The 13374-nt window shown below is 67.3% G+C and carries 10 protein-coding genes, 1 pseudogene and 1 CRISPR repeat array (1 of these 12 running past the window's edge); of the genes and pseudogenes, 5 read left to right on the top strand and 6 right to left on the bottom strand.

Annotated elements, in window-relative coordinates:
• Positions 1–1372: a CRISPR direct-repeat array (repeat unit 29 nt; unit sequence GGCTCCCCCGCGTCCGCGGGGATAGACCC); it reaches 975 nt to the left of the window's first position.
• Positions 1373–1491: 119 nt separating this feature from the next.
• A complete protein-coding gene (locus AC1PQG_RS23220) occupies positions 1492–2295 on the top strand; it encodes a hypothetical protein (RefSeq protein ID WP_481120098.1) in 804 nt (267 codons plus the stop codon).
• A gap of 80 nt (positions 2296–2375) precedes the next feature.
• On the opposite strand, the gene AC1PQG_RS23215 is transcribed toward AC1PQG_RS23220, so the two are convergent.
• The 4 genes from AC1PQG_RS23215 to AC1PQG_RS23200 form a co-directional block, all read right to left on the bottom strand.
• Complete coding sequence (locus AC1PQG_RS23215; protein ID WP_481120097.1) at positions 2376–2906, bottom strand: YkgJ family cysteine cluster protein; 531 nt, start codon at positions 2904–2906, stop codon at positions 2376–2378.
• A 112-nt stretch (positions 2907–3018) separates the two neighbouring features.
• Positions 3019–4425, bottom strand: coding sequence for an efflux transporter outer membrane subunit (locus AC1PQG_RS23210; protein WP_481120096.1), 1407 nt, complete (start codon positions 4423–4425; stop codon positions 3019–3021).
• The gene (locus tag AC1PQG_RS23205; protein WP_481120095.1) at positions 4422–7553 is read right to left on the bottom strand and encodes an efflux RND transporter permease subunit; all 3132 of its coding nucleotides are present in this window, start codon (positions 7551–7553) and stop codon (positions 4422–4424) included. The genes AC1PQG_RS23210 and AC1PQG_RS23205 overlap by 4 nt, the downstream gene beginning before the upstream one ends.
• Before the next feature lie 13 nt (positions 7554–7566).
• A complete protein-coding gene (locus AC1PQG_RS23200) occupies positions 7567–8784 on the bottom strand; it encodes an efflux RND transporter periplasmic adaptor subunit (protein WP_481120094.1) in 1218 nt (405 codons plus the stop codon).
• Between AC1PQG_RS23200 and AC1PQG_RS23195 the strand changes: the two are divergent.
• The 4 genes and pseudogenes from AC1PQG_RS23195 to AC1PQG_RS23180 all read left to right on the top strand — a co-directional run.
• Positions 8763–9065 (top strand): annotated as a pseudogene (locus AC1PQG_RS23195) (TetR family transcriptional regulator); the annotation flags it as partial. The gene AC1PQG_RS23200 and the pseudogene AC1PQG_RS23195 overlap by 22 nt on opposite strands.
• Before the next feature lie 9 nt (positions 9066–9074).
• The gene (locus AC1PQG_RS23190; RefSeq protein WP_481123053.1) at positions 9075–9497 is read left to right on the top strand and encodes a TetR family transcriptional regulator C-terminal domain-containing protein; all 423 of its coding nucleotides are present in this window, start codon (positions 9075–9077) and stop codon (positions 9495–9497) included.
• A 143-nt stretch (positions 9498–9640) separates the two neighbouring features.
• Complete coding sequence (gene trmA, locus AC1PQG_RS23185; protein ID WP_481120093.1) at positions 9641–10735, top strand: tRNA (uridine(54)-C5)-methyltransferase TrmA; 1095 nt, start codon at positions 9641–9643, stop codon at positions 10733–10735.
• A gap of 27 nt (positions 10736–10762) precedes the next feature.
• Positions 10763–11095 (top strand): zinc ribbon domain-containing protein YjdM, encoded by a 333-nt coding sequence (locus AC1PQG_RS23180; protein WP_481120092.1) that lies wholly within the window; start codon positions 10763–10765, stop codon positions 11093–11095.
• A gap of 40 nt (positions 11096–11135) precedes the next feature.
• On the opposite strand, the gene AC1PQG_RS23175 is transcribed toward AC1PQG_RS23180, so the two are convergent.
• Both AC1PQG_RS23175 and AC1PQG_RS23170 read right to left on the bottom strand, forming a co-directional pair.
• Complete coding sequence (locus AC1PQG_RS23175; RefSeq protein ID WP_481120091.1) at positions 11136–12002, bottom strand: hypothetical protein; 867 nt, start codon at positions 12000–12002, stop codon at positions 11136–11138.
• Between the two features lie 148 nt (positions 12003–12150).
• Positions 12151–13353, bottom strand: coding sequence for a response regulator (locus AC1PQG_RS23170; protein ID WP_481120090.1), 1203 nt, complete (start codon positions 13351–13353; stop codon positions 12151–12153).
• Positions 13354–13374: the final 21 nt, after the last annotated feature.

Below are 13374 nucleotides of genomic sequence, written 5' to 3'. Positions count from 1 at the left end.
GGGCTCCCCCGCGTCCGCGGGGATAGACCCTTCCGAGCTACAACGTGAAGTCAGCCGACGGCGGCTCCCCCGCGTCCGCGGGGATAGACCCCGATGGCGTTTGACGACCCGGCCCGCAAGCCGGGCTCCCCCGCGTCCGCGGGGATAGACCCCCAATGGACGAGGCCGAAGGCTTCGGCCAGCTGGCTCCCCCGCGTCCGCGGGGATAGACCCATGGTCCTCTCCGATGCGCTGACGACCAGTACGGCTCCCCCGCGTCCGCGGGGATAGACCCAAACCGTGCCTTGTCTAATAGATTAGCCGGTTGGCTCCCCCGCGTCCGCGGGGATAGACCCCCGGCCGACACACTGTATGGCGCAGTGTTGCTGGCTCCCCCGCGTCCGCGGGGATAGACCCAATGGGTGGAGCTCGACAATCCCGGCTGCATCGGCTCCCCCGCGTCCGCGGGGATAGACCCATCACCAGGCGCTCGTACAGGTCAGCGCTGGCGGCTCCCCCGCGTCCGCGGGGATAGACCCCGCTGCAGGTCTCGGCGCTGTCGGCCGGGGTCGGCTCCCCCGCGTCCGCGGGGATAGACCCTCGTGCTTGACCGGGGCCTTCGGCGCCACTGCGGCTCCCCCGCGTCCGCGGGGATAGACCCCCGTTCCGCCGGCGCTGATCGATTTCGCTTGGGGCTCCCCCGCGTCCGCGGGGATAGACCCCGCACATCATGAAGAAGCGACTTTTTGGGGCGGGCTCCCCCGCGTCCGCGGGGATAGACCCCGTCGAGGCTGGCCCGCGTTCACGCGCTCCTGGGCTCCCCCGCGTCCGCGGGGATAGACCCGCCCTCAATCCCAGCTACGACCAGGCCACCCCGGCTCCCCCGCGTCCGCGGGGATAGACCCACGCTGTCAGTGCATACCCGGCTCCCGTCGATGGCTCCCCCGCGTCCGCGGGGATAGACCCCCACTGGTGGTATTCGTCCGGTGCTACAAAGGGGCTCCCCCGCGTCCGCGGGGATAGACCCTTGATGAGGCCGCCGTCGAACTTCTTTCGGGTGGCTCCCCCGCGTCCGCGGGGATAGACCGTCGTCGCCAGTGAACCCGCCGCCGCCTTGGTCGGCTCCCCCGCGTCCGCGGGGATAGACCCGCCGGATCTGCAGTCTGCGGAACAATCGATCCGGCTCCCCCGCGTCCGCGGGGATAGACCCTGGCCCATCGCCCACGGCTTCATCATGCGGAAGGCTCCCCCGCGTCCGCGGGGATAGACCCGCATACTCGAATCCATTGCGGACACGGCGCAGGGCTCCCCCGCGTCCGCGGGGATAGACCCTGGGACTGCGACGACGGACTTGCTCCTGGCCTGGCTCCCCCGCGTCCGCGGGGATAGACCATGGGCGCCCCGACGCGTGATCGACAACCGTTAAACCTTCGGCGGAGAGGGGGCAGCTGTGGCGGAAATGCGGTTCAGGTACTACCGTTCGAAGACAACCAACCGCATCGAGGAGGGAGCATGAACAACAGCTATGTACTGTTCATCCCGATGGCCATTGCCATCGCTGGATGTACGTCGCCCGCGCCTGTCGCGCAGAATTTCCCGATGACGTACCAGAGGGTGGCGCGCACCGCGCACCATTGGGACGTGGTGGCAGACGACGTCGTCGCGCAGACCTTGCAGGCGATGGCGGACAAGCCGCAGCTGCAGTCACGGGGCGTGTATATCGCGCCGGCTCGCAGCACGGCGTTCAATACAGCCTTCCGTGAATTCATGATCACGCGCATGGTGGTCCGCGGCGCAGATGTCGCGGTGTGTCGTGTCCCGGAGGGCGGAAAGGCAGGCTCGGCACGCGATGTGGAAGTCCGCTACGACACGCAGTTGGTTGTGCATTCGTCGCGGGGCGTCCCGGCCTATCAGCCGCCGGCACTGACGCTCCTGGCGTCAGGTGTCGCTGTCTTGCGCAACGTGGCGCTTCGCGGGGCCGAGCCAACGGTCGCTGCGCTTGGAGGTGTTGCACTGGCGGAGTGGTGGGCCGGCTATGAGGCCAGCCCAACGCGAAGCGAGATCATTGTGACAACGACGATCGCCGAGAACAACCGCTATGTCTCCCGGCAGAGCGACGTGTATTACATCCCGGACGGCGACACGAAACTATTTGAGCAGGCCGTCTTGCAACGACCCATGTGCCCCAGCGAGAAGACGCCTGAAATGGTGCGAGAAGAGCGCGAGGCCGGCAATGCGGTAGCGCAGCAAGAGACGCTCGACAAGGCTGGGCGCGTCTCGCCGTGGCGGAAGCTTGTCTTGAACCTGCAGCCCTGAGAGGTTCTTTCTGCGAAGCTGGCTCCCCCGCGTCCGCGGGGATAGCCCCCCAGTCAGGACTCGGCACAGCGCCTCATCGCTCAGCACGGGCCCTCGCTGTCCGAGTCGCCCTTCCACTCCCTGAACCACTCCGTCAGCCCCCGGCTGTCGCCGAGCCCGGCGAGTTGCCGGTCCACTGCGTCGTGGTTACCCCACACCACGTCGTCGAGCGCGCCGTCTGCGGCGCGGGTTTCGATGTCCTTGCAATACAGCCCCTTGTCCCGCTGCGCGTAGAAGCCGTAGGTTCGGCAGGCTACAGGGCGGTGGGCGTAGATGAGGCAGGCGTCGGTGGCCGGGTCGAGCAGCGGGCAGGTGACGGGGCGTGGCGGGTGGTCGCCGAGGGCGGCAATCGCGGTGGCGATGCGCTGCAGGTGTTCGGCCGGCAGGGCGGCGAGGCCTTCCTGCAGCAGCGTCCATTCCGTGGCGGTGAGTTGCGGTACGTCGGCGAGGCGCCGGCAGCAGGTGGCGCAGCCCTTGGCGCACAGCCAGTCGGGGTGGTCGGTCCGGATGGTCGCGACGCGGGTGTCGATGTCGGTGTGGAGCTGGACCAGGGCGGTGCGGTCGGCGGGCATGGGCTGGGCATTGGTGTCGGTGGGGGCGTCATTCTGGCATGTGCCCCCTTGGTCAACGAAAAGGCCAGGGCGTTGGCCCTGGCCTTTTCGTCGTGCGTTGCGGCCTGCCGGCTCAGCCGGCCTTCCAGCCGCCGCCGAGGGCCTTGAACAGGTCCACCGTCGAGCTGAGGCGGGCCTGGCGGTTCTGCACCCAGGCCAGCGTGGCGTCATTGGCGGTGCGCTGGGCGACCAGTACGTCGAGGTAGGCCGAGTAGCCGTGCTCGTAGCGGGTCTGGGCCAGCTGCAGCGCGCGTTTGGCGGCGTCCATCGCCTTGGTGTAGGCGTCTTCGGCTTCGCCGTTCTGGCGCACGCTGACCAGCGCGTCGTTCACTTCGCGGAAGGCGGTCTGCACGGCCTTGCGATAGCTTTCGAGGCTCTGCTTCTGCTGGGCGGTGACCTGGTCCACCTGGGCGCGCAGGCGCCCGCCTTCGAAGATCGGCTGGGTCAGGCCGGCGCCGAAGGACCATACCATGGCCGGTGCGCTGAACAGCTGGGACAGGTCCTGGCTCTCGCGGCCGAAGCTGCCGGTGAGGGTGATCCCCGGGAACAGGGCGGCCTTGGCGACGCCGATCTTGGCATTGGCGGCGATCAGCGTGGCTTCGGCCTGCTGCACGTCGGGTCGGGCTTCGAGCAGACTCGACGGCAGGCCGGCCGGCGGCACCGGCGGCAGCGGCAGGCTGCGCAGATCGCCCGATGCGACCTTCAGGCCGGGCTGGCCGACCAGCAGGCCGAGCAGGTTCTCGGCGAGGCTGCGGCTCTTGTCGAGCTGCACCAGCGTGGCCGTATAGCTGGCCAGCGCGCCTTCGGCCTGTTCCACGTCGAGGCGGGAGGCGATGCCGCCGTTGAAGCGGTTGCGGGTCAGCTCGGTGCTGCGCTGCTGGGCGGCGAGGGAGTCGCGGGTGACCAGCAGCTGGGCGTCGATGGCGCGCAGGTTGAGGTAGGCCTGTACCACCGAGGCGGCCAGGCTAAGGGACACGGTGTCGCTCGCGTAGCGGGTGCCCAGCGCCTGGGCGCGGGCAGCCTCGGAGGCGCGGCGCAGCTTGCCCCACACGTCCAGCTCAAAGGAGGTGGACAAGCCGAGCTTGTTGACCGTGCGGGTCAGGTTCTGGGCCGGGTGGGTGTTGGGCAGCACGGTCCGGCTGCGGGTGCTCGATGCGTTGCCGTCGATCTGCGGCAGCAGGGCGGCGTCCACCTGGGCCAGTACCGCGTCGGCCTCCTCGATGCGGGCGGCAGCGAGGCGGGCGTCCGGGCTGCTGGCCAGGGCCTGCTTGACCAGCTCGTCGAGCTGGCTGTCGCCGAACAGGGACCACCAGTTGCTGGCCACGCTGGGGCTCTGGGCCAGCGGCGCGGCGGCGGTGTAGGCCTCGGGCAGCGCGACGGCGGCGTCGGGGCGCACGTAGTCGGGGCCGAGGGCGCAGCCGCCGAGGGCGAGGGCCAGCGCCAGCAGGGGCGGCAGGCCGGTCAGTCGGGGGCGGTTCATGGCTTCACCTCGTCATCGTGGCTGGAGTGGTTCTTGGGCACGTCACCGGCCGGGTGGCGGACCTTGCCGCGGCTGAGCCACTTGAAGAACAGGGGAATGAAGATCGTTGCGATGAAGGTCGCGGCGAGCATGCCGCCGACCACACCGGTGCCCATCGAGCGGCGCGCTGCGGCGCCGGCGCCGGAGGAGATAGCCAGCGGCAGCACGCCGAGCACGAAGGCCAGCGAGGTCATCACGATCGGGCGGAAGCGCAGGCGCGCCGCCTCGATCGCTGCATCGACGATCTTCATGCCCTCGGCCTGCTTCTGGGCGGCGAACTCGACAATCAGGATCGCGTTCTTGGCCGCCAGGCCGACCAGTACCACCAGACCGATCTGGAAGTAGATGTCGTTGGGCATGTTGCGGACCATTACTGCGATCAGAGCACCGAACATGGCGAAGGGTACCGCCATGATCACCGCCAGCGGCAGCGACCACTTCTCGTACTGGGCGGCGAGGATCAGGAACACCATGATGATGCCGAACACGAAGGCGATGATCGACGCCGAGCCGGTGCGCTTCTCCTGGAAGGCCTGGCCGACCCATTCGGCGCGGTAGCCTTCCGGCAGCACTTCCCGGGACACTTCTTCCACCGCCTTGATGGCATCGCCGGAGCTGTAGCCGGGGGCCGAGTTGCCGAGCACCTTGGCGGCGACGAAGCCGTTGAAGCGTTCCACCATCTCGGGGCCGGTGATGGTCTTGACGGTGGCCACCGCCGACAGGGGCACCATCGCGCCGGCCGCCGTGCGCACGTAGGGCTTGAGCAGGTCTTCCGGCTTCATGCGGTAGGCTGCGTCGGCCGATACTTCGACCTTGAAGGTCTTGCCGCTGCGGTTGAAGTCATTGACGTACAGCGTGCCGGTGTTGGCCTGCAGGGTGGCGTAGATGGAATCCAGCGGAATGCCCATCGCCAGCGCCTTAGGTTCGTCCACCTCCACGTACAGCTGTGGCGCGGTGACCCGGAAGAAGGTGTTGATGCCGGTCAGCTCGGGACGCTTCTTGAGGGCTTCCACGAACTGGGCGCTGACTGCCGCCAGCGTGCGTGCGTCGCCGTCGGCGCGGTTCTGCACGTACACCTCGAAGCCACCGGCGGTGCCGAGGCCCTGGATTGGAGGCGGGTTGAAGACCAGGCCCAGGCCGTCGGAGAGGCTCATGCCGATGCCCATGAACTTGCCGACCATGTCGGTAGTGGTCACCTGGCGCTGATCCCATGGCTTGAAGACGATGAAGGTGCTCGCCACGCTGGCGCGGTTGTTGCCGGTGATGAAGTCCGAGCCGTTGATGAAGAAGATGTTCTCGATGTCGTCGGACATGACGCGCTGGCGCATCTGCTCGGCGGCCACGCCGGTGCGCTGCGCTGAGGCACCGTCGGGGAGGGTCACGAAGCCGAACAGGTAGCCCTGGTCCTCGGCCGGCACGAAGCTGCCCGGCACGCTGCGCAGCAGGCCGAAGGCAGCGGCGATGGTCAGCACGAAGACAACGGTGCCGACGATGCCGTGGCGCAGGGTCAGGCCGACGGTGTTGGTGTAGAAGCGCGTGAAGCCTTCGAACGCCCGGTTGAAGGGGCGGAACAGGGGCTTTTCCTCGTGGGTCGGCTTGAGCAGCAGCGCACACAGGGCCGGCGTCAGGGTCAGCGCGACGATGCCCGAGATCACCACTGCCACCGCGACGGTGACGGCGAACTGCTGGTACAGCTTGCCGGCGATGCCGCCGAGGAAGGCCACCGGCACGAACACCGCGCACAGCACCAGCACGATGGCCACCACCGCGCCGGACACTTCGCGCATCGCCTCGATGGCGGCGTCCTTCGGCGACAGCTTCTGCTCGCTCATCAGGCGCTCGACGTTCTCCAGCACGACGATCGCGTCATCCACGACGATGCCGATCGCCAGCACCATCGCGAAGAGGGTCAGGGTGTTGATCGAGAAGCCGAACAGCCACATGCCGGCGAAGGTGCCGATCAGCGACACCGGCACCGCCACGATGGGGATCAACGTGGCGCGCCAGTTCTGCAGGAACAGGTAGACCACCGCGATCACCAGGATGGCCGCTTCGACGAGGGTGTGGATCACCTCCTTGGCGGATTCCTGGATGAAGCGTGTGGTGTCGTAGGGGATGAAATATTCGACGCCCTTCGGGAAGCGCTTCTGCATCTCGTCCAGGCGTGCCCGTACGGCTTTGGCGGTCTCCAGCGCATTGGCGCCCGACTGCAGGTAGATGCCCATGCCGGACACCGGTGCGCCGTTCACCCTGGCGTTGCGGTCGTAGTTGTCGGCGCCGAGTTCGAGGCGTGCGACATCCTTCAAGCGTACCGTGCCATTGGGGCCACTGGCGCTGAGCACGATGTTGCCGAACTCCTCGGGGGTCAGCAGACGCCCCTTGGCAGACACCGTGTAGGTCAGCTGCTGGCCGTTGACCACCGGCTCGGCGCCGATCTTGCCGGCTGCGTTCTGGGTGTTCTGTACCTTGATCGCGTTGGCCACGTCGGTGGTGGTGACGCCCAGCTTGGCCATCACGTCGGGCTTCAGCCACACCCGCATCGCGTACAGCGGGTCGAACTGCTGTGCGTCGCCGACGCCGGGGATCCGGCGGATTTCCTCGATGACGTTGATGGCCACGTAGTTGGCCAAGTAGAGGGCATCGTAGTTGTTGTCGGGGGAGCGCAGGGCCGCGAACATCAGGATGTTGTTGGAGCGCTTCTGCACCAGCACGCCGGTCCGCCGTACGTCGTCCGGCAGGCGCGGCTCGGCCACCTTGACGCGGTTATTGACGGCGATCAGCGCGGTGTCCGGGTTGGTGCCGACCTCGAAGGTGGCGGTGATGCTGACCGTGCCGTTCGAGGTGCTCTGGGAGTTGTAGTACAGCAGGCCTTCGACGCCCGAAAGTTGCTCCTCGATCGGGGCGGCGACGGTGCGCGACAGGGTCTCGGCGTTGGCGCCGGGGAAGGTGGCGGAGATGATCACCGTCGGCGGCGTGATCTCCGGGTACTGGGCGACCGGCAGCGTGAGCGAGGCCATGAGGCCGGCGATCACGATGATGATCGAGATGACCGATGCGAAGATCGGACGGCTGATGAAGAAACGCGACATGGACCGTGCTCCCTCAACCCTTGGCCGGCGCAGCTGCCGGTGCCGCGGCAGGGGCGGCGCCCGGCTTGCCTGCGGCGCCGGGCCCTTCGCCCGGCGCGTGGGGGGCGACGGGGGCACCCGGACGGACCTTGATCAGGTTGTCGATGATGACTTTGTCGCCGGCCTTCAGGCCGCCCAGGATGACCCAATCACTGCCAGACCACGCGCCGGTCTGCACGGGCCGCGGTTCGACCTTGTTGTCGGCGCCGGCGAGCATTACCACCGCACCCTTGTCGGTCTGCACCACCGCGTTCTGCGGCACCTTGAAGACACCGTCGCGCTCGCCGGTGAGGAGGCGCGCTCGTACGAACTGGCCGGGCAGCAGCGCGCCGTCCGGGTTGGGGAACTCGCCGCGCAATTGCAGCGTGCCAAGGCCGGGGTTGATCTGGCTGGCGGCGAAGTTGAGCTTGCCGCGCATCGGGTAGGTGCTGCCGTCGGGCAGGATCAGCTCGACGCCGCGCACCGCCTGGGGCTTGAACTTCCCACCGGGCATCGCCGCGTTGAGTTCGTTCTCCGACACGGAGAAGCGCACCCACATCGGGTTCACCTGGACCACCGTGGTGAGCAGTCCGCCGGTGGTGATCAGGTTGCCTTCCGATACTGCGGCGCGGCCGGTGATGCCGGATACCGGCGCGCTGACCGACGACCAGGTGAGGTTCAGGTCGGCCTGGCGCAGGGCGGCGTCGGAGGCCTGCACGGCGGCGCGGGCTGCTGCGTCGTCGGAGGCGGCGGTGTCGTACTCGCGCTGGCTGATTGCCTGCTGGGCGAGCAGGGCCTTCAGGCGGGCCGCCTCACGGGTGGTTTGTTCGAGGCGGGCCTTGTTCTGGGCGAGCTGGGCCTTGGCCTGGGCGACGGCTACGTCGAGGGGTTCCCGGTCGATCTGGAACAGCGGCTGGCCGGCCTTCACGGCGGTGCCTTCTTCATAGATGCGCTTGGTGAGGATGCCGCCGACGCGGGCGCGCACTTCCACTTCCTTAGAGCCCTCGGTCTGGGCCACCGCTTCGACGCTGGTCTCGACGCGGGTCGGCTGCACCGCCAGCACCGTCACCGGCAGGGCCTGGCCAGCGCCTGGTGGAGGGCCGGCCTGCTGGTCCTTGCTCGTACAGGCGCCCAGCAGCAGGGCCGTGGCAACGAGGGTGGGCAGGGTCGCGCGGCGCGCGAACGTACAGGATGCGGTCGGGGTGGCGTTCATGGGTGAATTCCGGGGGCTGGATTTTTGGTTTTGATTGTGAAAATTTTATACAATCATGGATGTATGTAAATAGTGCGCTGCCTCATTTCCGATATCGGATAACCCGAATGGTTCGTAAGACAAAAGAAGAAGCGGAACTCACCCGACGCCATATCCTCGATGCCGCCCGGCGGGTCTTTTTGGAATGCGGGGTGGCGCGGACCACCCTCGAAAAGGTTGCGGCAGCGGCCGGGGTGACGCGCGGTGCAGTCTATTGGCATTTTAGAAACAAAACGGATCTTTTCTTTGCAATGCGCGAGCAGGCCACCTTGCCCTTCGTGGACCGGGTGGTCTTCGACGAGGCGGAAGCCGACCCGCTGCAGGGCATTGAGCGTGCGCTGCGCGAGATCATCCATATCATGGAAGATCAGCCCGAGACACGGGAGACCATCGAGATCCTGAGTTTCAAGTGTGAATACGTGGAGGAGTTCAGTGGCCTGCGCCTGCGTACGCCGGGCCAGTTGGAGTTCCTGGCCGGCCTGACGGCCGCCTACCAGCGCGCCGCGGCGAAGGGCCTGCTGCGGGCTGGCCTCGATCCGACGATCGTCGCCCAGGACACCTTCGTGTTCGTTGGCGGGCTCATCAAGCACTGGCTGTCCAGCGAGCCGGACGAGTGCTTCCGGGCCGGTGCGTTGGCACTGATCCGCACCCATATCGCGCTACGCCGCGCTTGAAGCTTATCTACTCTGCATTCCTTGTGGCGCGAGGTCAGCGGGCCGTTGGCCGTGACCCTACCTTGGGCAGGGGTACAGGCGTATAGTCCGTCCTCCGCCGCCGGCTGGCCCGTGCCGGGGCGTCTTGGATGTGCCCGAATACCATGTCTTTACCCAGCTTCAACCCCGCCGACTACGAATCCCAGCTGGCCGCCAAGGTCGCGCGCTTCAAGCAGGATTTCGCGCCCTTCGGCCTGCCCGAGCCGGACGTGTTCCGCTCTGCGCCGCTGCACTACCGGCTGCGCGCCGAGTTCCGCATGTGGCACATGGGGCCGCGGGTGGATTACGCGATGTTCGACCCGGATGAGCCCAAGGTGCCGGTGGTCATCGACGACTTCCCGCCGGCCTGCGAGCCCATCGCCCGCGCGATGCCGGTGCTGCGCGAGCGCCTGATGGCCAGCGAGGCCCTCAAGCGCAAGATCTTCCAGGTGGACTTCCTCGCCACGCTGAGCGGCGAGCTGATGATCTGCCTGGTCTACCATCGCCCCCTCGACGCCGCCTGGGAGGCCGCCGCCGCCGAGCTGGCCGCCGACATGGGCGTGCAGGTGATCGGCCGCAGCCGCAAGCAGAAGATCGTCATCGGCCGCGACTGGCTGCTGGAATCCTTCGAGCTGGACGGCCGCACGCTGCGCTACAAGCAGATCGAGGGCAGCTTCACTCAGCCGAACGGCGGCGTTAACCGCCAGATGCTCGGCTGGGCCTGTGCCCAGGCACGCGGGCTGGGTGGCGACCTGCTGGAGCTGTACTGCGGCAACGGCAACTTCACGATCGCGCTGGCGCCCCATTTCGGCCGTGTGCTGGCCACCGAGGTCAGCAAGTCGTCGGTGCAGGCCGCCCATTACAACCTCGAAGCCAATGCCATCGACAGCGTGGCGATGGTGCGCATGTCCAGCGACGAGATCAGCGATGCGCTGGCCGGCGGCCGCGAATACCGCCGCATGAAAGACGTGGACCTGGCCAGCTACGACTTCACGACGCTGTTCCTCGACCCGCCGCGCAGCGGCCTCGATGCGCCGACCGTCGAGCTGGCCCGCGGCTTCGACAACATCCTGTACATCTCCTGCAACCCGGAGACCCTGCGCGACAACGTCGCCGCACTGCAGGACAGCCACACCATCGCCGCCGCCGCGGCCTTCGACCAGTTTCCCTACACGCACCACCTGGAGTGCGGCGTGCTGCTGAAGAAGCGCAGCGCCTGAACTCCGTAACCGATACAGGAAATCTCCATGAGCAGTCTGCCCAAGTGCCCCCAGTGCGGCTCCGAATACACCTACGAGGACGGCGCCAACTTCGTGTGCCCCGAATGCGCCCATGAATGGCCGCAGGCGGCGCCCGTCGAGGAACAGAAGGTTGTCCGTGATGCCAACGGCAACGTGCTGCAGGACGGCGACAGCGTCACCGTGATCAAGGACCTGAAGGTCAAGGGCTCGTCCTCGGTGGTGAAGGTCGGCACCAAGGTCAAGAACATCCGCCTGGTGGACGGCGATCACGACATCGACTGCAAGATCGACGGTTTCGGCGCGATGCAGCTGAAGTCGGAGTTCGTGAAGAAGGCCTGAAGAGGCTTTGACGCGGTCCTGACGGCGGCCTGTGCGGCCGTCAGGAGTACAGCGCCCGGTCCACCGGCCGCCGGCTCGCCGCCAGGCGCAGCAGCGCGCGCGCCGGGGCTGGCGTCGGGGCGTGGATCAGCGCGATGCTGAGCCACACCGCGACGCTGAAGTAGAGGGACATCCACACCATCTCCCCGTGCCAGTCGGCCCAGCGGTGGGACACCACCCAGCGGCTGGAGGCGTCCAGCACGCCCTGGGCGAGGCTCAGGTAGGGGCGGCCGTGGGCCTCGTCGGTCAGCCAGCGGGCCCAGTACATCGGCACATCCACGCCGAACATGTACAACACGTAGCCCACGCCGGCCACGCACCACAGGGCCAGCAGCGGCCGCTGGGCCGCCGCCGAACGCGGCCACACCGCCAGCAGGCCGGCCACCAGCAGCGCCGCGCTGACGCCCCACAAGGATTCCTCGATGACGTGGCCGAGGTTGGCGGTGGTCAGCACCGAATACCAGGAGCAAGTTTCCGCCACCACGATCAGCGGCACGATGACGTTCGACGCCAGCCGGCCGGTCGTGCTGCGGGTGGCCTGAGCGGCTTCGCGCAGCATCAGCGCCCACTGGGTGACGAAGCACAGCTCGGCGATGGTCGCCACCGAACGGCCGACGATCACGCTCGACAGCCAGGAGTCGAACAGGCACAGGCGCGGCACGTCGAAGACCGGCAGGAAGGAGCGATAGGCGCAGCCGAACACATAGCCTGCCGACAGCAGCAGCTGCCAGCGCCGCCAGCCGTAGGCCTCGGCTGACAGCAGGCCCTGGCGCCGGTTGAGGGCCGCAGCCGACCACAGCCAGGCCAGGATGTTGAGCCCGGCCACCGCGCACAGCAGCGACCACCACGAAAATACGCTGAATGTCATGATGGGGTAACGCTAGGATGCTAGGGCGACCCCGTCAAGGAAGAGCTGATGCGGGTTTGATCCAGGTAAAAGAAAACGGCCGTGCGGAGCGCTCCGCGGGCTGGAGGCGTATCTCCCGGGCTCTGTCCGATGGTACGGCGTCGCCCGCCTAGAACAACTCCACCGCATTGTGGCTGCGCCCGGCGTTGAGGGCCTGCATCACCTGGGCGAATTGGGCGTCGAAGTCTCCGCCGCTGGCCAGGCGTGCGAGGATGCGCTGGATCGCCTGCTCCATGGTTGCGGTGATCGTCGTTTCCTGGGTCTGGCTGGTGTTGAGCCAGCCGTAGGTTCTTTCGATGCTGTCCACCATCTCCTGCAGCAGCAGGCGGGTGTCGCGCATGGCGGCCTTGTTCTGTTCGCCGAGGTCCGTCAGCGCCACTTCAGCCTCGCTGAGGGCGATCTGCAGCTGTTCCGCGCGTTTCTGGCCTTCCTGGCGGATGTCCACATTGATCGACAGGGCCTCGGTCGTTTCTGCCAGGATCACCAGGCTGTCGCGCAGGATGCCGGCCCGCTCGGGCTCCTCCGCCTCGTCCGGCATGTTGGAGACGATGAGCGACACGCGGTCGTAGTTCACGACCAGCCGTTTCCTGAACTGGAACAGGCGGCCCATCTCCGAGACGTGGTCGAGGATGGATTGCTCGAGGGCCGTGGGTTCGCCATGGTCCGTGACGGCGGTGGCTGCGCCGTCCGGATGGCGGATTTGTACGCAGGACTTGAGGCCGAGTTCCTGGATCGCGGACAGCAGGCTGTTGGCCAGTGCGCGGTAATCGTGGCTGGCGATGCTCTTGCGCATGAAGTCGAGCAGGATGCCGGTCTGGCTGACGCTCGACAGGAAGCCCATCGCCATCTGTTCAAGGGCTTTCTTCTCGTCGGCCAGCGCGGCGGCGGCGCGGTATTGGCGGATCGCCACGGACACCTTGCGCTGGAAGATCTCGGCGTTGACCGGCTTGGTGATCAGGTCGGTGCCGCCGGCATCGAAGGCCTTCAGGTGCTCTTCGAGGGACTGGTGAGCAGTCACGAAGACGATCGGCACGCTGGTGAAGGCGCGCAGGCGGCGGCAGGTCTCGTAGCCGTCGATGCCGGGCATTTCCACGTCCAGCACGATCACGTCCGGCATCTGGCCGACGCACAGTTCCAGCGCCTCGCTGCCGGAGGCTGCGGTCAGTACGTCGAAGTGCTGGGCAAGGATGGCGCGGTGAAAGGCGCGGGTGACCCTTTCGTCGTCCACGACCAGCACGCGGCCGCCAACTTCCTCGGTGTTATCGACCGCCTGGCCTTGTTCTCCGGTTCTGCCGGGCGCATATCGGTGCATGACCTTGTTTCCTTGCTTTTC

It is taken from the genome of Zoogloea sp. GDB6 (assembly GCF_056724105.1).
This window is presented reverse-complemented; position numbering and strand designations above follow the sequence as displayed.